The 24,387-nt window shown below is 45.2% G+C and carries 26 protein-coding genes and 1 tRNA gene; 14 read left to right on the forward strand and 13 right to left on the reverse strand.

Annotation, left to right across the window (positions count from 1 at the left end; translation table 11 throughout):
• Positions 1 to 67: 67 nt before the first annotated feature.
• From G7Y45_RS19325 to G7Y45_RS19345, 5 genes are all read left to right on the forward strand, one after another.
• Complete coding sequence (locus G7Y45_RS19325) at positions 68 to 343, forward strand: hypothetical protein (protein ID WP_005781230.1); 276 nt, start codon at positions 68 to 70, stop codon at positions 341 to 343.
• Between the two features lie 124 nt (positions 344 to 467).
• On the forward strand, positions 468 to 872 hold the full coding sequence (locus tag G7Y45_RS19330; protein ID WP_165016152.1) for a DUF6769 family protein: 405 nt from the start codon (positions 468 to 470) through the stop codon (positions 870 to 872).
• Positions 873 to 1,043: 171 nt separating this feature from the next.
• Complete coding sequence (locus G7Y45_RS19335; protein WP_165016154.1) at positions 1,044 to 2,282, forward strand: efflux RND transporter periplasmic adaptor subunit; 1,239 nt, start codon at positions 1,044 to 1,046, stop codon at positions 2,280 to 2,282.
• Between the two features lie 76 nt (positions 2,283 to 2,358).
• Entirely contained in the window at positions 2,359 to 5,445 is a 3,087-nt protein-coding gene (locus G7Y45_RS19340; RefSeq protein WP_165016156.1) for an efflux RND transporter permease subunit, read from the forward strand.
• A gap of 125 nt (positions 5,446 to 5,570) precedes the next feature.
• Positions 5,571 to 6,749 (forward strand): TolC family protein, encoded by a 1,179-nt coding sequence (locus G7Y45_RS19345; protein WP_005781236.1) that lies wholly within the window; start codon positions 5,571 to 5,573, stop codon positions 6,747 to 6,749.
• Between the two features lie 146 nt (positions 6,750 to 6,895).
• On the opposite strand, the gene G7Y45_RS19350 is transcribed toward G7Y45_RS19345, so the two are convergent.
• Genes G7Y45_RS19350 through G7Y45_RS19360 form a run of 3 tightly spaced genes read right to left on the reverse strand, consistent with a single transcriptional unit; the run spans position 6,896 to position 9,665 of the window.
• On the reverse strand, positions 6,896 to 7,642 hold the full coding sequence (locus G7Y45_RS19350; RefSeq protein WP_165016158.1) for a hypothetical protein: 747 nt from the start codon (positions 7,640 to 7,642) through the stop codon (positions 6,896 to 6,898).
• A 35-nt stretch (positions 7,643 to 7,677) separates the two neighbouring features.
• A complete protein-coding gene (locus G7Y45_RS19355; RefSeq protein WP_032539751.1) occupies positions 7,678 to 9,096 on the reverse strand; it encodes an rRNA cytosine-C5-methyltransferase in 1,419 nt (472 codons plus the stop codon).
• A complete protein-coding gene (locus G7Y45_RS19360) occupies positions 9,093 to 9,665 on the reverse strand; it encodes an ORF6N domain-containing protein (RefSeq protein ID WP_022011680.1) in 573 nt (190 codons plus the stop codon). The genes G7Y45_RS19355 and G7Y45_RS19360 overlap by 4 nt, the downstream gene beginning before the upstream one ends.
• A gap of 118 nt (positions 9,666 to 9,783) precedes the next feature.
• Here G7Y45_RS19360 and G7Y45_RS19365 point away from each other — a divergent pair, with 118 nt between their 5' ends.
• The 6 genes from G7Y45_RS19365 to G7Y45_RS19390 all read left to right on the forward strand — a co-directional run bounded on the left by G7Y45_RS19365 (position 9,784) and on the right by G7Y45_RS19390 (position 14,390).
• A complete protein-coding gene (locus G7Y45_RS19365) occupies positions 9,784 to 10,410 on the forward strand; it encodes a DUF6249 domain-containing protein (protein ID WP_005808272.1) in 627 nt (208 codons plus the stop codon).
• Positions 10,407 to 10,955, forward strand: coding sequence for an RNA polymerase sigma factor (locus tag G7Y45_RS19370; protein WP_005808274.1), 549 nt, complete (start codon positions 10,407 to 10,409; stop codon positions 10,953 to 10,955). The genes G7Y45_RS19365 and G7Y45_RS19370 overlap by 4 nt, the downstream gene beginning before the upstream one ends.
• The gene (locus tag G7Y45_RS19375; protein ID WP_022011682.1) at positions 10,939 to 11,268 is read left to right on the forward strand and encodes a DUF5056 domain-containing protein; all 330 of its coding nucleotides are present in this window, start codon (positions 10,939 to 10,941) and stop codon (positions 11,266 to 11,268) included. The genes G7Y45_RS19370 and G7Y45_RS19375 overlap by 17 nt, the downstream gene beginning before the upstream one ends.
• A 474-nt stretch (positions 11,269 to 11,742) precedes the next feature.
• Positions 11,743 to 13,017 (forward strand): cardiolipin synthase, encoded by a 1,275-nt coding sequence (gene cls / locus G7Y45_RS19380; protein WP_005808280.1) that lies wholly within the window; start codon positions 11,743 to 11,745, stop codon positions 13,015 to 13,017.
• A gap of 66 nt (positions 13,018 to 13,083) precedes the next feature.
• Positions 13,084 to 13,878, forward strand: coding sequence for a thymidylate synthase (locus G7Y45_RS19385; RefSeq protein WP_005781248.1), 795 nt, complete (start codon positions 13,084 to 13,086; stop codon positions 13,876 to 13,878).
• A gap of 17 nt (positions 13,879 to 13,895) precedes the next feature.
• The gene (locus tag G7Y45_RS19390) at positions 13,896 to 14,390 is read left to right on the forward strand and encodes a dihydrofolate reductase (protein ID WP_005808285.1); all 495 of its coding nucleotides are present in this window, start codon (positions 13,896 to 13,898) and stop codon (positions 14,388 to 14,390) included.
• A gap of 2 nt (positions 14,391 to 14,392) precedes the next feature.
• Here G7Y45_RS19390 and G7Y45_RS19395 read toward each other — a convergent pair whose 3' ends face one another.
• A complete protein-coding gene (locus G7Y45_RS19395; RefSeq protein WP_005781250.1) occupies positions 14,393 to 14,869 on the reverse strand; it encodes an Lrp/AsnC family transcriptional regulator in 477 nt (158 codons plus the stop codon).
• Positions 14,870 to 15,019: 150 nt separating this feature from the next.
• Between G7Y45_RS19395 and G7Y45_RS19400 the strand changes: the two genes are divergently transcribed.
• Positions 15,020 to 16,300 (forward strand): IgA Peptidase M64, encoded by a 1,281-nt coding sequence (locus tag G7Y45_RS19400; RefSeq protein ID WP_022011683.1) that lies wholly within the window; start codon positions 15,020 to 15,022, stop codon positions 16,298 to 16,300.
• A gap of 285 nt (positions 16,301 to 16,585) precedes the next feature.
• On the opposite strand, the gene G7Y45_RS19405 is transcribed toward G7Y45_RS19400, so the two are convergent.
• The 9 genes from G7Y45_RS19405 to G7Y45_RS19445 all read right to left on the reverse strand — a co-directional run bounded on the left by G7Y45_RS19405 (position 16,586) and on the right by G7Y45_RS19445 (position 22,541).
• Positions 16,586 to 17,050, reverse strand: coding sequence for a biopolymer transporter ExbD (locus G7Y45_RS19405; RefSeq protein ID WP_005781259.1), 465 nt, complete (start codon positions 17,048 to 17,050; stop codon positions 16,586 to 16,588).
• Complete coding sequence (locus G7Y45_RS19410) at positions 17,050 to 17,640, reverse strand: biopolymer transporter ExbD (RefSeq protein ID WP_005781261.1); 591 nt, start codon at positions 17,638 to 17,640, stop codon at positions 17,050 to 17,052. Before G7Y45_RS19410 ends, G7Y45_RS19405 begins: the two co-directional genes overlap by 1 nt.
• Positions 17,641 to 17,676: 36 nt before the next feature.
• On the reverse strand, positions 17,677 to 18,147 hold the full coding sequence (locus tag G7Y45_RS19415) for a hypothetical protein (protein ID WP_005781263.1): 471 nt from the start codon (positions 18,145 to 18,147) through the stop codon (positions 17,677 to 17,679).
• A gap of 6 nt (positions 18,148 to 18,153) precedes the next feature.
• A complete protein-coding gene (locus tag G7Y45_RS19420; RefSeq protein ID WP_005808294.1) occupies positions 18,154 to 18,978 on the reverse strand; it encodes a MotA/TolQ/ExbB proton channel family protein in 825 nt (274 codons plus the stop codon).
• 79 nt (positions 18,979 to 19,057) lie between these two features.
• Positions 19,058 to 19,145 (reverse strand) — tRNA-Ser (locus tag G7Y45_RS19425).
• A 161-nt stretch (positions 19,146 to 19,306) separates the two neighbouring features.
• The gene (locus G7Y45_RS19430) at positions 19,307 to 20,083 is read right to left on the reverse strand and encodes a TatD family hydrolase (RefSeq protein WP_022011686.1); all 777 of its coding nucleotides are present in this window, start codon (positions 20,081 to 20,083) and stop codon (positions 19,307 to 19,309) included.
• Positions 20,084 to 20,086: 3 nt separating this feature from the next.
• A complete protein-coding gene (locus G7Y45_RS19435; RefSeq protein WP_005808297.1) occupies positions 20,087 to 20,797 on the reverse strand; it encodes a hypothetical protein in 711 nt (236 codons plus the stop codon).
• Positions 20,798 to 20,804: 7 nt separating this feature from the next.
• Entirely contained in the window at positions 20,805 to 21,779 is a 975-nt protein-coding gene (locus G7Y45_RS19440; protein WP_005808299.1) for a polyprenyl synthetase family protein, read from the reverse strand.
• 78 nt (positions 21,780 to 21,857) lie between these two features.
• Positions 21,858 to 22,541: an energy transducer TonB gene (locus G7Y45_RS19445; RefSeq protein ID WP_005781269.1), complete on the reverse strand. Its 684-nt coding sequence runs from the start codon at positions 22,539 to 22,541 to the stop codon at positions 21,858 to 21,860.
• 155 nt (positions 22,542 to 22,696) lie between these two features.
• On the opposite strand from G7Y45_RS19445, the gene cmk reads away from it, so the two are divergent.
• Both cmk and G7Y45_RS19455 read left to right on the forward strand, forming a co-directional pair.
• Entirely contained in the window at positions 22,697 to 23,386 is a 690-nt protein-coding gene (cmk, locus tag G7Y45_RS19450; protein WP_032539775.1) for a (d)CMP kinase, read from the forward strand.
• Positions 23,387 to 23,497: 111 nt separating this feature from the next.
• Positions 23,498 to 24,370 (forward strand): 4-hydroxy-3-methylbut-2-enyl diphosphate reductase, encoded by an 873-nt coding sequence (locus G7Y45_RS19455; RefSeq protein WP_005808303.1) that lies wholly within the window; start codon positions 23,498 to 23,500, stop codon positions 24,368 to 24,370.
• The last annotated feature ends 17 nt before the right edge of the window (positions 24,371 to 24,387 follow it).

Here is a 24,387-nt window from a genome sequence, read left to right on the forward strand (position 1 = left end):
ACTTTTACCCGTTTAATTAAAACAGAGAGGTACAACCCCCATTTTAATCAACTAAAAAAGAAACTGTATGAAGAAATTAGTTTTCTGTGCTGCTTTTGTTGCAGCAATGTGTATGGCCGGTACTACTGCCCAAGCTCAGGACGTGAAAAAGAAAGAAGTCAAAAAAGAGCAATGTGACAAGAAAGACGGTAAAGCATGCTGTAAAAAGGAAGAAAAAGCATGTTGCAAAAAAGAAGCTGATAAGAAAACATCTGACGGATGCAAAGAAAAAGCCAATTGCAAAACTAAAACCGGATGTAAAGACGCCCAATGCACCAAAGACAAAGGAGGAAAGAAAAAATAAACGTTTCTGACGTTCTCTTCTGAAAAGACAAGTAGTTATCTGCTTGTCTTTTTGTTTTTTAAGTAACACTGTTTGTTTTTTACCCGATGATAGACTATCTTTGTGGCTCAATATAAAAATAAGAATGAGGAATAAACGGTACATACTCTCTTTTCTGCTCTTCATCAGCATTATTATGCTGGTGGTACCTGTCATTCCCCATCACCACCATGCCAACGGCGTGATTTGCATGAAAAACGACGTGACACCGGAACCCCAGTGTCCCAGACACCATCATCATCCGGGCAACGATTCGTGCTGCAATGACGGATGTATGACACGTCTCAATTCGCCAACCCCATCCGTACAGGCAGACTACAGCCCTCACTATCTGTTTACTGCCATCTTATTTACGGACCTTATCATAGAGAATTTATTTAAGCCCCAAGAGCGGCGTATTAAGAATTATTACGCCTACCGGGAATCTCTTCACAGCACGGTTATCAACTGTGCCTTCGGCCTTCGTGCCCCTCCATACCCTGTTGTATAGGCTTATAAGCCCTATTTCGTAAGGTTAGGAATCTACTGACCGTTGGTTTAAAATCAATGGGATATTCCTTTAAAACCAACGATGCCTTGTTTTTAAACCAAATGCCCTTTGGTTTAAAAACTACACAGATCTACTTCCCAGAATCATCAAAAGTAAAGAATTTATATCATCATGAAGAAACTTATCTTTATGGGAATCCTCGGATTGTTTATCCTGGGTTCCTGCAACAGTAAACCGGGTGGCAATCACGAAGGCCACGACCATGGAACAGAAGCACATGACCACGACCATGAAGGTGAAAACCACAATCACGAAGGCGAAGATCATGAAGGGCATGATCACGAGGGTGAAGAACACAGCCAAGGTACCGAACCGGCAGCCGGACACAGTGACGAGATCATCCTGCCGAAAGTAAAAGCTGAAGCAGCCGGAGTGAAAACAAGCGTCATCGCACCGGAAGCTTTTGAACAAGTGATAAAAACGAGCGGGCAAGTGCTGGCTGCACAAGGAGACGAATCCGTAGCGGTAGCTACTGTGGCCGGTGTCGTTAATTTTCGCGGTAAAGTGACCGAGGGCATGAGTGTGGGCAAAGGCACTGCATTGGTGACCATTTCATCCAGCAACATTGCCGATGGCGACCCGGTACAACGTGCCCGCATCGCCTACGAAATATCCAAGAAGGAGTACGAGCGTATGCAAGCACTTGTAAAAAACAAAATAGTATCCGACAAAGAGTTTGCACAAGCAGAACAAAATTATGAAAATGCCCGTATCAGTTATGAAGCACTTGCCAAGAATCATTCGGCAGGCGGACAAGCTGTGGTTTCCCCTATTGCCGGATTCGTAAAGAATATCCTGGTGAAAGAAGGAGATTACGTGACCATCGGCCAGCCATTGGTCAGCGTTACACAGAACCGCCGTCTCTTCCTGCGAGCCGAAGTTTCGGAGAAATACTATCCGTCTCTGCGCACCATCGGTTCGGCCAATTTCAAGACACCGTATGATGATAAAGTATACGAACTGAAAGGATTGAACGGCCGCCTTTTGTCATTCGGCAAATCGGCCGGCGACAATTCATTTTACGTGCCGGTCACTTTCGAATTCGACAATAAGGGTGACATCATTCCGGGTTCGTTCGTTGAAGTATACCTGCTGTCGTCACCCATGGAAAACGTGATATCGCTTCCACGCACCGCACTAACCGAAGAACAGGGCCTATTCTTCGTCTATCTGCAACTGGATGAAGAAGGATATAAGAAACAGGAAGTCACCCTCGGAGCCGATAACGGCAAGAGCGTACAGATACTTTCGGGTGTTAAAGCCGGTGACCGGGTAGTGACCCAAGGTGCTTATCAGGTAAAACTGGCTTCAGCAAGCAACGCAATACCTGCACACAGTCACGAACATTAAAAGATTTACGATTGGAAGATTTACAATCGAAGTAAGTCCGGCAATCATAGGTTACAAACTATAAACAAAGAATATTGTGTTAAATAAAATCATACATTTCTCACTTCAGAACCGTATCCTGGTGCTTGTAGCCTCGGTACTGTTGCTGATTGGCGGAACTTATACCGCCATGCATACCGAAGTAGACGTGTTCCCCGATCTCAATGCCCCGACGGTGGTCATTATGACCGAAGCCAACGGTATGGCAGCCGAAGAGGTGGAACAACTCGTGACTTTTCCCGTAGAAACAGCCGTAAACGGTGCCACCGGTGTGCGCCGTGTACGTTCGTCTTCGACCAACGGATTCTCTGTCGTATGGGTAGAATTCGACTGGGGAACCGACATATACCTCGCCCGCCAGATTGTAAGCGAAAAGCTGGCCATCGTAGGCGAAGAACTTCCTTCGAATGTAGGTAAACCGACACTGGGACCACAGTCGTCCATTCTGGGTGAAGTCCTGATTGTCGGATTAACAGCCGACTCGACTTCCATGCTCGACCTGCGCACCATTGCCGACTGGACCATCCGTCCGCGCCTGCTCTCTACCGGAGGTGTAGCACAGGTAGCCGTATTGGGAGGTGAATTGAAAGAATATCAGATTCAACTCGATCCGGAACGTATGCGTCATTACAGTGTATCGATGAACGAGGTGATGACCGTCACCCGGGGAATGAACCTGAATGCAAACGGAGGAGTACTTTACGAGTATGGCAACGAGTACATTGTACGCGGCGTACTTTCTACCGCTAAAGTAGATCAGTTGGGCAAAGCAGTGGTAAAAAGCATCAATAGCGTACCCGTACTGCTGGAAGACATAGCCGATGTCCGGATTGGCCCGAAAGCTCCCAAACTGGGTACCGCCTCGGAAAGAGGAAAACCCGCAGTACTGATGACCGTCACCAAACAACCTTCCACCAGTACATTGGAACTGACCGATAAACTGGAAGCTTCACTGAAAGACCTGCAAAAGAATCTGCCACCGGATGTAAAGGTATCTACCAACATTTTCCGCCAGAGCCGTTTCATCGAGAGCTCCATCAGCAATGTAAAGAAGTCACTCTTTGAGGGCGGCATCTTTGTAGTCATCGTCTTGTTCCTGTTCCTTGCCAATGTTCGGACTACGGTCATTTCACTGGTGACACTGCCTCTCTCACTGCTTGTCTCCATCCTTACCTTACACTTCATGGGACTGACCATCAATACCATGAGTCTGGGAGGTATGGCTATCGCCATCGGTTCGCTGGTGGACGACGCCATTGTCGATGTAGAAAACGTATACAAACGGTTGCGTGAGAACCGCCTCCTGCCCGAGAGTGAACGCCTTTCGGTTATCCAGGTAGTATTCAACGCTTCCAAAGAGGTTCGTATGCCTATCCTGAACTCTACGCTGATTATTGTCGTCAGCTTTGTGCCTCTCTTCTTCCTTTCCGGTATGGAAGGACGCATGCTGGTTCCGCTGGGCATTGCCTTCATCGTAGCATTATTTGCCTCGACGATAGTGGCATTGACACTGACCCCGGTACTTTGCTCTTATCTGCTGGGTAAAGACAAAGGGGACAAACTCCCGAAAGAGGCCCTCGTAGCGCGCTGGATGAAAGGAGGGTATAAAAAAGCACTGACTTGGGTATTATCCCACAAACGCGTAACTTTGGGAAGTACCATCGGGCTATTCATCATCGCTCTGGGATTCTTCTTCACTTTGGGACGCTCGTTCCTTCCGCCGTTCAACGAGGGGTCGTTCACTATCAACATCAGTTCGTTGCCGGGTATCTCACTCGAAGAGAGCGATAAGATGGGACACCGTGCCGAGGAACTTCTGCTATCCATCCCCGAGATACAGACAGTGGCCCGCAAGACCGGACGTGCCGAACTGGACGAACATGCCTTAGGTGTGAACGTATCGGAAATAGAAGCGCCATTCGAACTGAAAGACCGCTCGCGTACCGAACTGATGGCGGATGTACGAGAGAAATTAAGTACCATCACCGGAGCAAATATCGAAATAGGACAGCCCATCAGCCATCGTATCGACGCTATGCTCAGTGGTACCAAAGCCAATATCGCCATCAAACTGTTCGGTGACGACCTGAACAAGATGTTTTCTCTGGGCAACCAGATAAAAGGGGCTATCGGCAACATTCCGGGCATCGCCGACCTGAACGTAGAACAGCAGATCGAACGTCCGCAATTGAAGATCACCCCCAAACGGGAAATGCTGGCTAAATATGGCATTACTCTGCCGGAATTCTCTGAATATATCAATGTGGCATTGGCCGGTGAAGTGATTTCGCAAGTATACGAACAGGGTAAGAGCTTCGACCTGATTGTGAAAGTGGAAAACAATTTCCGTGACGAAGCCGAAAAGATACGCAACCTGATGGTAGACACACAGGACGGAAAGAAAGTGCCGTTGAGTTACATTGCCGACGTAGTTTCGGCTATGGGGCCGAATACCATCAACCGCGAAAACGTAAAACGCAAAATCGTCATTTCTGCCAACGTAGCCGATCGTGACTTGCGAAGTGTGGTAAATGATATTCAAAAGCAGGTGGACGAACAAATCAAGCTCCCCGAAGGTTATCACATCGAATACGGCGGACAATTTGAAAGCGAGCAGGCAGCCAGCCGCACTCTGGCACTGACCTCATTCATGTCCATTGTAGTGATCTTCTTGCTGCTGTATCATGAGTTCCGCAGCGTGAAGGAGTCGGCGGTCATCCTGATAAACCTGCCTCTGGCACTGATCGGAGGTGTGTTTGCCTTGCTGATCACAACGGGAGAAATCAGCATCCCGGCCATCATCGGTTTCATTTCGCTGTTTGGTATCGCCACACGTAACGGTATGTTGCTTATCAGCCATTACAACCACCTGCAACAGGTAGAAGGATTGGGAGTATACGACAGCGTTATCCGTGGATCACTCGACCGTCTGAACCCGATTGTAATGACAGCCCTCTCGTCCGCTCTGGCACTGATACCGCTGGCATTAAGCGGAAGTCTGCCCGGTAACGAAATTCAAAGTCCGATGGCAAAGGTAATCCTGGGCGGTCTGTTGACGTCGACTTTCCTGAACGGATTTATTATCCCGATTGTTTACCTGATGATGAACGGAAAAAGAAAATAATAAAAGGCCTCACTCCTGAGAGTGTGTCATCATGCACCACAGATGTGGAACTCTGTGATACTCTGTGGTGAATACGAATTTCGATATACCCTCAGAGATGTGAAGCCATAAACCCCAATAATCATATGAAACGAATAACCATACTTGCCGCCACCCTCTTTGCGCTATCCGGATTGCAGGCACAAACCGGTATAGACGGGGTACTGCGCAACATCGAAACCAATAATAAAGAGTTGCAAGCCAACGCACAATTGATTGCCTCACAAAAGCTGGAAGCCCGGACGGACAATAATCTGCCTGACCCTACCCTTTCGTATGCCCATTTGTGGAACAACAAAGATAAGAATAATACGATCGGTGAGCTTGTAGTCTCCCAAAGTTTCGACTTTCCGAGCCTGTATGCCACCCGCAATCAACTGAACCGACTGAAGTCCGGTGCTTTTGACGGGCAAAAAAATGTATTCCGCCAAAGTATCCTGTTACAAGCTAAAGATGTTTGTCTGGATATCATCATGTTGCGCAAGCAACAACAGATACTGGCAGAACGTTTGCGAAACGCCGAGGAGCTATCTGCCATGTATGCCAAACGTTTGCAAACAGGAGATGCCAACGTGATCGAAACCAATAAGATCAATCTGGAACTGCTGAACGTGAAAACAGAAGCATCGTTAAACGAAACGGCCCTTCGAAATAAAATACAGGAGCTGACGGCACTGAACGGAAACATACCGGTCGTGTTTGAAGACTCCGACTATCCGGCTGTTATCTTTCCTACCAATTACGAAGAACTGAAAACGGAAGTTCTGGCATCGGACTACACACTGCAGGCTCTCAACAGTGAAAGTGCCGCCGCCCGCAAACAAATCACAGTCAACAAATCGCAATGGCTTCCGAAGCTGGAACTGGGATACCGTCGGAATACCGAATCGGGCGAGCCTTTCAACGGAGTTGTCGTAGGTTTCTCATTCCCCCTGTTCGAAAACCGCAACAAAGTGAAGATAGCCAAAGCACAGTCACTGAACATCGACTTGCAACGGGCCAATACTTCGGTACAGGTGGAATCGGAACTGACACAACTTTACCGCGAAGCCCACACACTACGCACTTCAATGGAAGAATACGAGAAAACCTTTCAGGCGCAACAGGATTTATCTTTGCTGAAACAAGCACTGACAGGCGGACAAATCAGTATGATAGAATATTTTGTAGAAGTATCGGTAGTATATCAGAGCAAACAGAACTATCTGCAACTGGAGAACCAGTATCAGAAGGCCATGGCAAAGATATATAAGAATAAACTATAAGAGTTGGGTTGCCCCCCCTTTTCACCACAGATTACGCAGATTAACATAGATTGAATTGCAAGCTGTTGATTATCAAAATGACTTCTCTATGAGAATCTGTGTAGTCCGTGGTAAAAAAGACTTTTGACACCTCAACTGAAAGTCCGTCAGAATATCCGATAAGATAACTGGAAGTTCAGTACGGGATAAGCCTTAAAGTTTTTCAGGAATTTATTGAAACGGCTCAGTTCCTGGTCAACCGCATCTTCCACGATCTTTCCGGTAGTTGCTTCAATCTTCGGATTGCCATGGAACATAGCTCCCAATTCGAACTTGAAACCTACGCGTGAGTGAGCCACCGAACGCCCGAATCCGAGTCCGACGTAAGGCTTCACGGCATTGGTTTTCAGAGCAGCTTCCACACGTCCGTCCGCTCCCGGCTCGATGATAATATCTCCCACCTCAATCCGTTCGTCTGTCTCACCCGACACTTTCAGGATGGACGATGTTCCGAAAAGCAGTCCGGCAGTCACATGGAAGACTGATCTTCTGAACGGGAAATAATCAAGCAACACCATTCCGTTTGCCATATTTGCTTTGGCCTTCAAAGGAACCGTATAATATCTATCCGTATCCTCATTACCGACACGGGCATTTGCCGGCAACGGACCTTCATAGGTTCCGTCATAATCATAATTATAATTGAACTTCAACAAAGAGAATCCGGCACGAAGTCCCAGATAATCGTTCAACGGAGCAGCCACCTGCAATCCTCCTCCCAGTGTTCCCGCATTCAGCGAAACAGATAAATGACTGAAAGGTTTTACCCTTTCCGTAGCAGTCTGAGCCATAGCCGGAACACCTATACTAAAAGCAACCAGCCAGACCAAAAGATGATAAAAGTTTGTTTTCATTAATAAGCTTGTTTGTGTGAATATTGAGTGAACTATCATAATGTCCGTATGTCCTCGGGCAAATATCCGCTTCGGATACGCCACTCTTGCGGATAAAGATTATTGGCGCGATTGCCGATGTTCTTCACAAATCCTAAAGGTGTCTTTTTATAAGTGACCAGCACATATCCTCTGGGAACAGAGGGTGAGAGAGTGATGGCTTCTTTCCGCAGATAGGCAATGGCTTGTTCGTAAGTCAGCTCTTCGGTCGGGAAAAGCGATGTTTCCAGCAGACGGCTCATGGCAAGCCCATGTGCCGGAATCAGATCTTTCCCTTTGACTTCGGCTACTTCCGTGCCTGCCTGGACAATGCGGAGAGACGAACGAAGCATAGCTAAATCATCCAGAAAAAGTGCAGGAAAAGCAGTAATCACAGCACCGTTCACCAACAAATCATACTTGTCGGAAGCTGGCAACCAGCCTCTGGCAACGGCCAGATTCTCTTTGGATACCGATGAAGCAGCCGTTTCACCTTTCGGCTTCTTTTTCTTCGGAAAATGGAAGCCTCCATCCGTTTCTTCTGCTTCTTCCGGCTTGCGAAGCACGGCGAGGAAAAAACCTTCTCCCTGTGTTTTATGAGGCAGGAAGCGGTAGACAGGCGCATCGGCCCCGACGAGCAAACCACCGGTAATGTTCCACTCTTCGGGAACGGTAAGTGGCAGCGGTTCTGCTCCGAATTCCTGCCTGATCCAGGCAATGTTCTCTTCGTCTTCCCGAGTATTATAGGTACAGGTACTGTAAATCAGGATTCCTCCCGGTTTCAGACAAGGCCAGATGTCGGTGATAATCCTGCGTTGGCGTTGCCAGCAGATTTCCACGTTTTCAGGGCTCCACTCTTCTATGGCACCGGGATCTTTACGAAACATCCCTTCACCCGAACAGGGCACATCAGCCAATATGACATCGAAGAAGGAACCGATCCGCGAAAAATCAGAAGGGTCATTATTGGTAACCACAACATCGGGATGTCCCCATTTCGTCAGATTCTCTGCTAATATCTGCGAGCGGTTACGGATGACCTCGTTGGCCACTAACAGGCTCCCGTCCGGCAACAGGCTGCGGGCATGAGTAGACTTCCCCCCGGGAGCGGCGCAGAGATCGAGCATTTTCACCGGAGCCGTGACATACCGGCGCAACACCTGTTCCACAAACATCGACGAGGCCTCCTGCACGTAATAGCATCCGGCATGAAAAAGGGGATCGAAGGTGAACGTCAGCCGCTGATTGAGATAATATCCTCCTGCCGCCCAGGGAATGCGCCCTGAAATGGAAGAACAGGACAGCGAATCAGTAAACTTGCTGTTCAGCCGGACACTAACAGGCGGCTCTTGCTCCAATGCAACGGATAATTTCTGATACTCTTCATCCCCCATCAGCGCACGGGTCGATTCGATAAATGATATAGGTAATTTCATTCTCCTTTATTATAAGATATAAAACCGATCGGATTACGGGATTTCCCGTCCGGTCGTTTGTCATTGACCTGCAACTCGGCAATTGCCTGATTAATCAATTCTAATTGCATCCTCGTATCTTCATTGATGTCATTGTAATCGGCAAATGCCCCTTCTACATATTCTTTTAATTCTTTGATTTCATTTTGCAACCTGGTGATATCATTCACCGGAAGAGCCGAAACCAATTGGCGGACAGCCACAAAAGCGCGCATAATGGAGATATTCACTTCGATGGCAATATCACTGTTCAACACCCCGGAAAGCATGGCCAGCCCCTGTTCGGTAAAAGCAAAAGGAAGCTTGCGGGTACCTCCCCAACTTGATATCACAATTTGTGACTTCAAGATTTCCCATTCTTCCGCATTCAATTGGAACATAAAATCGACAGGAAACCTTTTACTATTCCTCTTTACTGCCTGATTCAGAACACGGGTTTCTACCTGATACAACCCTGCCAGATCAAAATCCAGCATCACTTTCTGCCCCCGTATCTCGTAAATCTTGCTCTGTATGATTTGTAGCTCCATCACTTTTGTGTATTAATAGCTGCAAATATCAAAAATATTTCGTCTCTTTGCAACTTTCTGCGCTATGAACTACGTCTAACAGACAAATAAACAAAAACAATTAAAAAACAACAGTAATATGAAACGTATCTTTATCGCTTTGATGGTAGCTATGACCTTCTGTTCGCTGGCAATGGCACAGAACCAAACCATCACCCAAAACAACAATGACTCTTCAGACTCTACCTTCGTTGCTGAATACACGGACATTGTGGACAGCAGTACCGTAGACACCGACTACCAGAGCAGCAGCTTCGATTTCGGAAACGAATTTCCGTTCAATATGGGCAAAGGAGCTATTAACGGAGGTATACTGACAGGTTTAATAGTCGTCATACTGATATTCGGATTCCCTTTCTTTATCGTATTCGTTGCTTTCTACTTCCGATACAAAAACCGGAAAGCAAAGTACAAACTGATGGAACAGGCACTGGCAACCGGACAACCCCTGCCGGAAGGAATCTTCAAAGATAGCCTGCCACAGGACTACCGGACGAAAGGCATCAAGAACATCTGTACCGGAATCGGACTGTTCATCTTCCTTTGGACCATCACAGACGAATTCAGCATAGGATGTATCGGATTGCTGGTGTTGTTCACCGGAATCGGGCAGTGGATCATCTCACGCAACCAGCAGCACGGACGCCCGGAAGACCCTTTCACAACTCCTACACACAGAGACGAAACCCAGAATGAACAGAAATGAGCCAGCTCAATGATATATCGTTAGTCGCACAGGTCGTGGTGTTCAGAAACACCAGGGCCTTCGACCAATTGGTACAGAAGTATCAGTCGCCCGTCCGGCGCTTCTTCCTGAACCTGACCTGCGGCGACAGCGAACTGAGCGACGATCTGGCACAAGATACGTTTATAAAAGCCTACACAAACATTGCAAACTTTAAAAACCTTTCAAGTTTCTCAACATGGCTTTACAGAATTGCTTATAACGTATTTTATGATTATATTCGCAGCCGAAAGGAAACAACGGATCTGGATGCCCGTGAAGTGGATGCTGTCAACAGCACCGAACAAGTGAACGTGGGCGAACAGATGGATGTTTACCAATCACTCAGAACGCTGAAAGAAATAGAACGCACCTGTATCACTTTGTTCTATATGGAAGATGTCAGTATAGAAAAGATTGCGGGAATAACGGGATGCCCGGTAGGAACGGTCAAATCGCACCTGTCGAGGGCTAAAGACAAATTGGCAATTTACTTAAAACAAAACGGTTATGACGGAAACAGATGATAAACTCCTGAAGCAATTCTTCAGCGAGCAAAAACAAGAAGTAAAAGATAATGGGTTCAGCCGCCGCGTCATGCGTAATCTACCGGGACGAAACCACCGGTTGATCCAGATATGGGGAACGGTCTGCACAGTATTGTGCGTCATCCTGTTCTTCGCCTTCGGAGGTCTGCAAGCCACTATCAGTACGCTGCGCGAAGTTTTTGTATCCATGGTACAACACGGGCTTACGGCGGGATTCGATCCGAAATCTCTCTATATCGCCATTCTGGTACTCGCTTTCTTCGGAGCACGCAAGGTATGGTCTATGGCTTGATGCGGAGATAATCCGGAAGCCGTACAGAGATTTGTGCGCAACAGCCCTAAAAAACAGGTGAAAAACTTGCTTTCGGGATCAAAATATGTTATCTTTGTAAACAAGATACATACAATATATTCAATTTAATATGAGGTAAAAGGGAAGAGTTGCAACTCTTCCCTTTTTTTGTGGTATCACCGGCAGATCTTCCGGAAGACGGTGCGTCCGGAGGAAACAGACGGTGTCTTTCGGTCCGGAAGACGGTGTATTCCTGCCAAAAGCAGTAAGCTTTCGCCCCCGAAGCCCGGCTCTTCCACCCGATAACATCAGGAGTAAATCAATTATCTCCTGATGTTATCAAGCATTACTCCTATTCTTTCCTGAAAAAGCGGCCCACTGTTAATATATACTAAATCTGCTCTTGACAAAAAGAAGCCAAGAACAGAGATGTTGTATCTTTGTTTCCTTGTAAACTAAATAAAGACTGAGGTTTTGAAATTATACGTTTTAATAATAGCGACCATTCTCTCTATAGGCACTGCCCGAACACAGAATATTGACAGCCTGCTGATGCAGCGGGAGGACACTACACAATTTATTCGAAGCGACTCCCTTGTCATGCAGTTCCTCGAGTACTCTAACATCCCTATCACTGACAACAATAAGGTGAAACTTATCAAAAGCGGGCGGGAGAAATTTGAAGACTTGTTCGAAGCCATCCGCGGAGCGAAGCATCACATTCATCTGGAATATTTCAATTTCCGTAACGACTCCATAGCCAATGCACTGTTCGACCTGCTCGGCGAAAAAGTGAAAGAGGGTGTCAAGGTACGGGCATTGTTCGATGCATTCGGTAACTGGTCGAACAACAAGCCGCTCAAGAAGAAGCATCTGAAAGCAATCCGGGAAAAGGGAATCGAAATCGTAAAATTCGATCCGTTCAAGTTCCCGTATATCAATCATGCAGCCCATCGTGACCATCGGAAGATTGCGGTCATCGACGGAAAAATAGGATATACGGGCGGAATGAATATTGCGGATTACTACATCAACGGGCTACCCAAGATAGGTACCTGGCGCGATATGCACATCCGGATCGAAGGCGACGCGGTGAATATTCTGCAAGAAATCTTCCTCGACATCTGGAACAAGACTACCAAACAAAACATCGTGGGCGAAGAATATTTCCCGAATCATCCGGAACGTGCAGACAGTTGCAACACAATCATCGCAATCGTAGACCGCACTCCCAAACGGAACTCCCGAATGCTGAGCCACACGTATGCCATGTCTATCTATGCCGCGCAACACGATGTACGCATCGTGAATCCATACTTCGTTCCGACTTCATCCATCCGCAAGGCCCTCAAAAGGGCACTGAACCGGGGAACGAAAGTAGAGATCATGATTTCTTCCAAATCGGATATCCCTTTCACACCGGATGCCTCGCTTTATGCCGTGCAGAAACTGATGAAAAAGGGGGCAAATATCTATCTGTACAACGGCGGATTCCACCACTCAAAGATCATGATGGTGGACGATCTGTTCTGCACCGTAGGTACAGCTAACCTGAACAGCCGGAGCCTGCGATACGATTATGAAACGAATGCCTTCATTTTCGACAAGAACATCACTCGGCAGTTGAATGACGTTTTTGAAGCCGACACCCTGCATTGCACCCGTCTGACTCCGGAAATGTGGAGACAAAAATCGGCCTGGAAGAAGTTTAAATGTTGGTTTGCGAACTTATTCACACCGTTCCTGTAAGTTATTCGGGCTGTTTTTGTAACTTTGGCAGGAATTTTTAGTAACTCAAAAAGTATAACCATCCATATGAAACAATATTTAGATCTGCTCAACCGGGTGTTGGCAGAAGGAACAGAAAAAGGTGACCGCACCGGAACGGGAACCATCAGTGTCTTCGGACACCAGATGCGTTTCGACCTGGACGAAGGCTTCCCTTGCCTCACTACCAAGAAACTTCATCTGAAATCGATCATTTACGAACTGTTGTGGTTCCTGAAAGGAGACACAAATGTGAAATATCTGCAGGACCACGGTGTACGCATCTGGAACGAATGGGCGGACGAGAAGGGCGACCTGGGACATATTTATGGTTATCAGTGGCGTTCGTGGCCCAACTATGACGGCGGATTCATCGACCAGATCAGTGAAGCGGTGGATGCCATCAAGCACAATCCGGATTCACGCCGCATCATCGTCAGTGCCTGGAACGTCGGTGATCTGGATCACATGAACCTCCCTCCCTGCCACGCGTTCTTTCAGTTTTACGTAGCGAACGGACGATTAAGCCTGCAACTCTACCAGCGCAGCGCCGATATCTTCCTGGGTGTACCGTTCAACATAGCCTCCTATGCACTGCTGCTACAGATGATGGCGCAAGTCACCGGTTTGAAAGCGGGAGAGTTCATCCACACGCTGGGTGATGCACATATCTACCTGAATCATTTGGAACAGGTGAAACTGCAACTTAGCCGGGAGCCCCGTACACTGCCGCAGATGAAAATAAATCCGGATGTGAAAAGTATCTTCGACTTCCGGTTTGAGGATTTTGAATTAGTAAACTACGATCCGCACCCGCACATTGCAGGGAAAGTTGCGGTATAACATAACTCCACCGGACTATGAGTAGAATTAGCATTATTGCCGCTGTAGACCATCGAATGGCCATAGGATTTCAAAACAAGCTTTTATTCTGGCTGCCCAACGACCTGAAACGTTTCAAGGCGCTGACCACAGGAAACACAATCATAATGGGACGAAAAACTTTCGAATCACTTCCTAAAGGAGCGTTACCCAATCGACGGAATGTGGTACTCTCTTCCAATCCGGCAACCGAATGTCCCGGAGCAGAGGTGTTCACTTCGCTGGAAGCCGCTTTGAAAAGCTGTCAGGAAGAAGAGAAAGTATACATCATCGGAGGAGCAAGTGTCTACCGCCAAGCCATGCCTTTGGCCGACGAACTGTGCCTGACCGAAGTTGATGACACAGCTCCGGAAGCAGATGCCTTTTTCCCGGCTGTAGATACAGCCATATGGCACGAAAAAAGCAGAGAAGTCCATCCTGCGGATGAGAAACATCTCTGCTCATATGCTTTCGTAGATTACGTTCGGGGATAAACTTAATCCTCGTCCGTTTCTACCATGATCGGCATTTGCCGCTTGATAGCTTCATGGAATGAAATAAGCGTCTCCGTACGAGCCAATCCCAACGGTTGAAGTTTATCATGGATCACACTGAGAAGGTGATGGTTGTTCCTTGCGTATATCTTGATAAACATATCGTATTTCCCGGTGGTGAAATGGCATTCCACTACTTCCGGAATCGCTTCCAAAGCTTTGGTCACAGAATCGAACGACTCAGGATCTTTCAGATAAATCCCAATATAAGCACATGTCTCATATCCAATCTTCTCCGGGTCGATAACATACTCCGAACCTTTCAATATACCCAGATTAGTCAACTTCTGTATGCGTTGATGAATAGCCGCACCCGAAACGTTGCACGCTCTTGCCACTTCCAGAAACGGAATGCGGGCATTGTCGGCAATCAACTTCAGAATCTGCTCGTCTAAAGTATCTAATTGATGATGTCCCATTTTAAATCAATTTGTTTTAATATATCAATCACTAATGCAAAGTTAGTTATTTCCCCGGCAATAAATACTATAGTTTATTACTTTTATTTGTAAAAATAGAATAAATCGGCAATAGTTCGTACCTTTGTAAAAACAATAAATTCACACGATATGAAGCTAATATTGACCTTATTCACCTGTCTTTTCGTGACAGGATGTGCATACGCACAAAACTTTTCGGACTACTTTACGAACAAAACACTGCGCGTCGATTATCTTTTCACCGGAAATGCGGAAAAGCAATCAATTTGTCTCGACGAACTTTCGGAACTGCCCACATGGGCAGGCAGACGGCATCATCTTGCAGAATTACCACTGGAAGGAAACGGGCAAATTGTCATGCGTGATGTGGAAAGCGGAAAAGTTATCTATACCACTTCGTTTTCCTCACTATTCCAGGAATGGCTGGAGACAGACGAAGCTAAAGAAGTAACCAAAGGATTTGAGAATACTTATCTCCTGCCCTACCCTGTAAAACCGGCGGAAGTAGAAATCACGCTGCGCAACAACAAACACGAAGTAAGCGCAAGCCTGAAACATATCGTCAAGCCCGATGATATCCTGATACATAAAAAAGGACTCACACACATCACCCCACACAAATATTTGCTGAAAAGCGGAAACGAAGAACAATGTATCGATGTGGCAATCCTGGCCGAAGGATATACCACAGCCGAAATGGAAACTTTCTATAAAGATGCAGCCGTGGCATGCGAAGCACTATTTTCGCACGAACCGTTCCAGTCTATGAAGAACCGTTTCAATATCATAGCCGTAGCCAGTCCTTCCGCAGACAGCGGAGTCAGTGCTCCGAAACAGGGAGCATGGAAACATACTGCCTTCGGTTCGCACTTCGATACTTTCTACTCTGACCGCTATCTGACTACCAGTCGTGTAAAAGCAATTAACGACGCATTGGCAGGCATTCCCTATGAACATATCATAATCCTCGCCAATACAGAGCAATATGGCGGAGGCGGCATCTACAATGCTTTCACATTAACCACCGCACACCACCCCAATTTCCGCCCGGTAGTGGTACACGAATTCGGACATAGTTTCGGTGGTCTGGCCGATGAATACTTCTATGACGAAGATGTGATGAACGGCCTCTATCCACTCAATATCGAACCATGGGAACAAAACATAACCACACGTGTCAACTTCGCTTCCAAATGGGAAGATATGCTCACTAAAGACACCCCGGTTCCGACTCCGGTAGCAGATAAGGCCAAATACCCCACAGGTGTATACGAAGGAGGAGGTTACTCAGCTAAAGGTATCTATCGTCCGGCATTCGATTGCCGCATGCGCACAAATGAATATCCCACATTCTGTCCGGTTTGCCAGAGATCCATCAAACGAATCATAGAATTCTATACAGGTAAATAAGATCATCTCAAACCAACGAAAAGGAATACATTAACCACTGTACGAATTACACAGACTTCACAGGTCTTATCAAGATTATCGACTATTTCAATCTTTATATCTGCATGTGAGTCTGTGTAATCGCCCATACAGGAGTTACGATATCGCCACTAAATACATACAGGCAACCCATATAAGTCCCAAGGGATATTAGTCCTATAAGGGCTGAAAGCGATAAGCCCGGGTATCTCATAAAAAAAGGCCGTCTGAAACAAATCAGACGGCCTTTTCTATGTATAGAATAACTTATTCGCGAGCTCTCGCAGAATAGTTAATTTTCAGTGCATAAGCTTGACGAAGAGCCTGTTTAATATCGGTAACGATACCCATTTTTGTATCCTGGTCAATTTTCAAAGACACAGTCATAAAGGGTTGGTCTTCCTCTTTCATACTTGAGCGCTCGTTAGTTACGTAAGCCTGAATTTCGTCAACTTCAGCATATGCGTCATTCAACTGGATACGGCTTTCAGACCCCAGTTTTTTACGAAACTCTGCTGTCGGTTTACCTACATAGATAAACGTAACCAAAGATTTCTTTTCAAGCTTTTCCAACTCAGTACCTTGCGGAATCTTAAACTCAACCTTCAAAGAAACTTCACGCATTGTTGTTACAATCATAAAGAAGAACAACAATGTAAAGATCAAGTCAGGTAGAGAAGAAGTATTCAGCGTAGGCATCCCGCGCTTACCTGTTTTATTAAATTTTCCCATTAATTATTCTTTTTAACTCCTTTAGGTTCAGCCTCAGAGATCTTCTGAGGAAAAATTTCACGAATAGCTTTCTGCTGGTCTTCATTCAACTCAGCATAATTCTTCTGCCACTTTTCCTGAGCCAATTCATCTCTTAACTCGTTGTAAGCAGCAACCAGCTCATTTTGAACATCAAAATAAGCCTGATAAGAAGATCCGCGGTCACTCTGCAAAGAAATTACATGATTCTCCGTAACCATGGTATTACCAAAGAAAGGCACATCTTTCGCATGTTTTTCCGGTAATTTTTCATCGTTATATGGATTGGCAATGAATTCTTTGGCTTTTTCCCTCAATTGCTTCACATCAACAACTTCGCCACCGCACATCAACTGATTCTGAAAGTTCAGAAAAATCTGCAGAACGTTACGATCCTTAACAACGATGTCATTGTCAACCTGATCCTTATCGGGAGGTGGAGGCAATTGTCTTGCCAAACCACGGTCAGTATCCATAGATGTCGTAATCAAGAAGAAGATAAGCAATAAGAATGCAATATCCGCTGTTGAACTTGAATTAATTTCAGGAACTTTTCTATTTCCTTTTGCCATTGTAGTTACTGTATTTTATTGAGTTTCCCCAATTAGTTATGATAATTTCTTTTTAATACTACTTCCGATGATAGCAACAACTGTTACCAACAACAAGAAATAAATACTGTAAAGGAACATATCAGTCAGTTTCAACCAGAAAGGAACATTGTCAGTTCCTTCATATCCCTGAATTGTCAGTGTTTCACCACTACCCATAGACCATGCTACAACCAATACAAGAACAAGAAGAATAAGTCCGAGCAATGATCTGATAGCACCCTTAGGATTGTCTTTCAAAGCAGAACCGAACTGGAAGATAGCAGCAACAACAGTTGCAACTACAGCAATGCCAAACAGACCGTACATCAGGTACAGCAAGGCATCTGTGTTTGCAGGATTATCCATGTCGTATACAAGCGGAGTTTCCATTTGTCCACCAAAATAGAAAAGACCTAATACGATCACGATAAGAGCAAACATCGCGTATAGTACGTAATACGATACTTTATATGTTAACTTACTCATCTCAGATTATTTTTTGTATTTCAAGTTATATTTGATTACCATGTCAAGCAAAGAGATAGAAGAGTCTTCCATTTCGCTTGTAAGAGCTTCAATTTTAGCAAGGATGTAGTTATAGAATACCTGAAGGATCAAAGCTACAACCAAACCGAAGATAGTAGTAATCAAGGCAACCTTCATACCACCAGCAACAACTGTCGGAGAGATATCACCCTGCTGTTGGATTTTATCGAATGCCATAACCATACCTACTACAGTACCCAAGAATCCCAATGACGGAGCCATCGCGATGAACAGTGTGATCCAAGAGCATCCTTTTTCAAGGTAACCAGCCTGAACGCCACCATAAGATACTACAGATTTCTCAACCACGTCGATGCCTTGGTCGATTCTCATCAAACCTTGATAATAGATAGAAGCAACAGGACCTCTCGTGTTACGAGCGATATCTTTAGCAGCTTCAACATCACCTTTTTCCAAAGCAGCTTCGATAGAAGACATAAATTTCTTTGTGTTGATTTCAGCCAAGCTCAAGTAAATGATACGTTCAATACAGAAAGCCAAACCAATAACCAATGCGATAGCAACCAAACTCATGAAAGATGCAGTACCTTCGATGAATTTTACTTTAATTTCTTTGTGGATACCACCTTCTTCTTCAGCACCAGCAAGAGGAGCAGAAGCTTCAGCAGCCTCAGCTACAGCGTCAGCAACCGGTTTGTCTGCTGCAGGAGCAGCTTGTTCGGTAGCAGCAGCATCCTGAGCCTGAACGAGTTGAGTTGAGCCAAATGTTAAGACTCCCATCACAGCAACAATTGCAAATAACTTTTTCATTGTGTGTCTAATTTTTAAGATTAATTAATTAAATTATTATTATTGTATTTACTTATCGTCTTTTGTTTAATATTTCCTGCGGAGAGAGCGGGATTCGAACCCGCGATACACTTTTGGCGTATACACGCTTTCCAGGCGTGCCTCTTCAACCACTCGAGCATCTCTCCAATTGGTGCTTTCCTCAAATCGGGTGCAAATTACAAAAAAAATGCGAACCACAAGCGTTTTCAGCTACAAATGTATTCTTTTTTTTCTTCTTCTGCAGCATTATCCTTCTTTTATCTTTAATAAATCCACTAAATTAATAAAATTTAAAATCTAACAGAGCTTATTTGAGTATTCCAAACACTTTCAATGCGCTGATAGCAGTCAATTCCGCAACTTTTTCGGGATCTTCCTTGTATATTTCGGCAACTTTTATTAATGTATCTTTCACATTCGCACTCTCATTCCTCTTCCCACGGTTAGGGACCGGCGTGAGGTAAGGAGAATCCGTTTCCAGCACAATGCGTTCCAACGGAATATGTTTAAGCGCTTCCGGCAGAGTTGACTTTTTGAAAGTGACCACACCATTTATGCCAATCTTAAACCCGGAGAACTCCATCATCCGGGCAGCTTCTTCGGACGTCCCGGTGAAACTATGAAAAATGCCGGTCAAGCCACTGCTTTTATAAGGCTGCAATACCTTATATATATAATCAAAAGCTTCACGGCAATGAATGACAATCGGCAACTGGTACTGAAGGGCCCACTGAACCTGTTTCTCAAAAACAATCAACTGTTCTTTCAACCAGGTTTTGTCCCAGTAAAGATCGATCCCGATCTCTCCTACGGCCACAAATCGTTCCGAAGTTGCCAGGTAATTAGCCACTATTTCAAGTTCTTTTTCATACGAATCGTTCACGGAAGTAGGATGCAACCCGATCATCGGGAAACAAAAGTCACGATAGGTATCACAAACCGACAACATAGGTTCGATTGTCGTACTGTCTATATTGGGCATAAAAATATGCGTAACACCGGCAGCACGGGCACGCTCCATTACCAAAGGCAAATCTTCGGCAAATTCTTCCAGAAAAAGATGGGAATGTGAATCGACAAGCATATTTTAAAGAATCTCTTTAGTTTGTTTTTCACCGGTCCGGTAATAATAAATCAGACCGTAATCACGACATTTCTCCAACCGCTTTTCATTAGGCAGTACCTCCTGGTATTTGGCCTCCACCTGATTCCAGATATCGAGAATCAACCGGTCAGCCTGCGCACGCATAGACGAAAGTTGTTCTAAGCTACGATTTGTGAGGAGTTGAAGGTTTTTCTGCTTCTCATAACCTTCCATGAATATATCATAATGTACTTTCACTTTGGCAATCGTCGGGTTATAGATAGGTATGCCTCCCCGGGAAGTACGTTGCCGCTCTCCTTCTATGATTTTCTGTCCCCACTCGGCTATAGAAGCCTCACTGTTCAAGTCGGGCACGCCGAAATTATCCATAGGCAAGCTGTACATATCTTTATGGGATTCTTTAATTTCGGCTCGAATCACTGCCAGGTTCAAAACTTGTATAAAGTGAGAAATATAAAGACGGGCCGCTTTTACATTGGCCTGATGCTTCTTACTGTTTCTGCTCTGTTCGCCATAACAGTGTACATAATAAGAATGCGCAGCCTCAAATTTAGCCAGAAACATACGTGCTTCCCCCAATGTCTTTAACGAAACGGCCAAATCATAGACATTACATACGTCCCCCTTTACGACCGCTGCTTTCAGCGCCCGTATCCTGGCTTGATCAGTATTTGGCAAACGTCTATAAGGCATCGTTATATTACATCTCGCGGTACATTAAATGCTTCATCAGCTTTTTCAGCTCACTTTTCCTATCTTCTATGACAGATACGGCCCCCAGACTGGTCATCGCACGAGTATAGTACTCACGCATCTTGTTTTCACAGACAGCTTTGATACCTATCTGATTGTACAACTCGGTTACAGCACCGATTTTTTCTTCGGCACAGAATGAAGTCGCATTCAACCAACGGTTCAGTTCATCCAACTGATTCCGGTCGGCCCGTTCCAATGCTTTAATCAACATATATGTTTTCTTATTGCATAAAATATCACCACCGATATTTTTACCAAACACGGCTGAATCGCCATATACATCCAGCAAATCATCCTGCAATTGGAAAGCAACCCCAATCTGCATGCCGAAATCATATAGATTTTCAGCATCTTCACGGGAAGCTCCTCCCAAAATAGCTCCGATTTTCAAACTGGCCGCCAATAGAACGGCAGTTTTCAAACGGATCATTTCCAGATATTCCTCTTCTTTCACATCATCGCGGGACTCAAACCCCATATCCATCTGCTGACCTTCGCAAATCTCAAGTGCTGTCAGGCTAAACAAGTCCATAACCTCTTTCAGATACTCTGAAGAACAGCTTGCCATATACTGATAAGCCAGCACCATCATGGCATCTCCCGACAAAATTGCAGTATTGTCATTCCAGACTTTATGAACCGTTGTTTTTCCACGGCGCATATCGGCCCGATCCATCAAGTCGTCATGCAAAAGAGTATAATTATGATAAACTTCAATTGCCGTAGCAGGATCATAAACAGAAGTAACATCCTCCTTATAGAGATTGTATGCCATTAACATCAGAACAGGGCGAATGCGTTTTCCCCCCATAGAAAGTACGTATTTAACAGGGTCATACAAACCAACCGGTGTGCGTGTAAACCGGATATCTGAAATGTGAGAATTTATTTTATCAAGAAGCTGAAATGCTGTATACATAGTAATAAGTTATAAAAAGAGGATTGAATGAAAAGAGGCTGCTTGGACGGCAGCCTCTCTTCTTATACTATACAATGATTATTGCAGTCTGAATCGTACAGGTAATGTAAATCTACAACGAACTGGTTTACCTCTCTGCTTACCCGGCTTCCATTTAGGCATGGTTTTAACCACACGAAGAGCTTCTTTATCAAGATATGGGTCAACGCTCTTTACAACCCTAATGTCAGTAATACTACCATCACGTTCAACAACGAACTGAAGAACAACCTGTCCCTGGGTTCCGTTTTCCTGAGCAATGGTCGGATATTTGATATTCTTATACAGGAACTGCAAACAAGCAGGCATACCACCCGGAAACTCAGCAGCTTCTTCTACTACCTCAAAAATTTCCTGTTCCGACGGTTCTTCCTCTTTCACCTCAACCGGCACGTATTTTACTTCCACTTTCTGTCCGGTATCCTCTGTTGAAGCAATAGCTGTTTCTTCCACATCAGCCTGGTCATCAACAATCTTCAGGATTTCAGCCTGTTTCGGAACCTCAACGGGAGGTGGGGCCGGTTTTTCTTCCTGTTGTGTAATAGGAATCATTTCCTCTTCAAACTCAATTTGGGCTACCGCCTGGCTTGTATCGATCTTTATATCACGCTCCGTCCATTCGAACGCAACGAATATAAAGGCGAGCACCACAACGTAACCGATCAGCAGCCACTGGGTCTTCTTACCTTCGAGGTCTGCTTTGGGCGATTTTTTTACTTCCATAAAATTATTATATAAAAATTGGTGTTCTTCTGGTTTTTAAGCTGTTATTGCTTTTGTGCCACAAATATAACGCAGATATTTTAAAAATGCAGTATATTTGGCGAAAAAATTTAGATAAGACGTTAAAAAAGGGAATAAACCTGCTGCATAACATCATGAAAAAGATAACAATTGCAATTGATGGCTTTTCTTCTTGCGGGAAAAGTACCATGGCTAAAGATTTGGCTAAAGAAATCGGATACATTTATATCGACAGTGGAGCTATGTATCGTGCCGTTACACTATACAGTATAGAGAACGGCATCTTCAGCGGAGATACGATTGATACTGAAAAACTGAAACAGCGTATCGACGATATCCACATCTCTTTCCGGATTGATCCGGAAACCGGTCGCCCGAATACTTACTTAAATGGAGTGAACGTAGAGAACAAAATCCGCACCATGGAAGTTTCTTCTAAAGTAAGTCCGATCAGTGCGCTCGGTTTTGTCCGCGAAGCCATGGTGGCCCAGCAACAAGAAATGGGCAAAGCCAAGGGCATTGTTATGGATGGCCGTGATATCGGTACAACTGTATTTCCGGATGCAGAATTAAAGATATTCGTAACCGCCTCACCGGAGATTCGCGCCCAGCGCCGTTATGACGAACTGAAAGCCAAAGGACAGGAGGCCAGTTTCGAAGAAATATTGGAGAACGTGAAACAACGTGACCATATAGACCAGACGCGTGAAGTGAGCCCGCTAAAGAAAGCCGACGATGCTTTACTATTAGACAACAGTCATCTCACCATTGCCGAGCAGAGGGAGTGGTTGACAGCCGAATATCAAAAAGCAATAAAAAAGTAAAAACGGAAGGGTGTAGCCATACGCCCCATAGGGTGTAGCCATCCTGAGGAAAGGGTGTAGCCATCCGGTCAGTATGGCTACACCCTTTTTTAATCACAGATTTGTAATTATATGGTAAAAGTAGAAATAGATGAAGGTTCCGGTTTTTGTTTCGGAGTGGTCACAGCCATCCACAAAGCCGAGGAGGAACTCACAAAAGGGGTGACGCTCTATTGCCTGGGAGATATTGTACACAACAGCCGCGAAGTGGAGCGTCTGAAGGAAATGGGACTGATTACCATCAACCATGAGGAATTCAAGCAACTTCATAACGCCAAAGTACTTTTACGCGCCCATGGCGAACCGCCTGAGACCTATATCATCGCCAAAGAGAATAACATCGAGATCATTGATGCCACTTGTCCGGTAGTACTCCGTTTGCAAAAACGGATCAAACAAGAATACATGCAGGAGGACTCTGATGAGAAACAAATCGTGATCTACGGTAAGAACGGACATGCAGAGGTCCTGGGATTGGTCGGACAAACAACCGGCAAGGCGATTGTGATAGAAAAACTCGATGAAGCCCGTCAGCTGGACTTCAGCAAAAGCATACGCTTATACTCACAGACTACCAAATCACTCGATGAGTTTTGGGAAATTGTGGAATACATCAAAGAACACATTTCGCCTGACGCGACTTTTGAATATTATGATACCATTTGCCGCCAGGTAGCCAACCGCATGCCCAACCTGCGAAAATTTGCTGCTTCACACGATCTGATCTTTTTTGTCAGTGGTAAAAAAAGTTCAAATGGCAAAATGTTATTCGAAGAGTGCAAAAAAGTCAACCCAAACTCACATTTGATAGACAGTGCTGAGGAAATCGATGATTCTTTGCTCCCCGGAGTCAATTCTATCGGCGTGTGCGGGGCTACATCCACTCCCAAATGGCTGATGGAAGAAATCTCCGAAGCCATAAAGGCACAGATTAAAAGACAATGAATTAACGTTATTTAATC

Origin of the sequence: Bacteroides sp. ZJ-18 (assembly GCF_011038705.2) — a bacterium.
GTDB classification, from domain to species: Bacteria; Bacteroidota; Bacteroidia; order Bacteroidales; family Bacteroidaceae; genus Bacteroides; species Bacteroides hominis.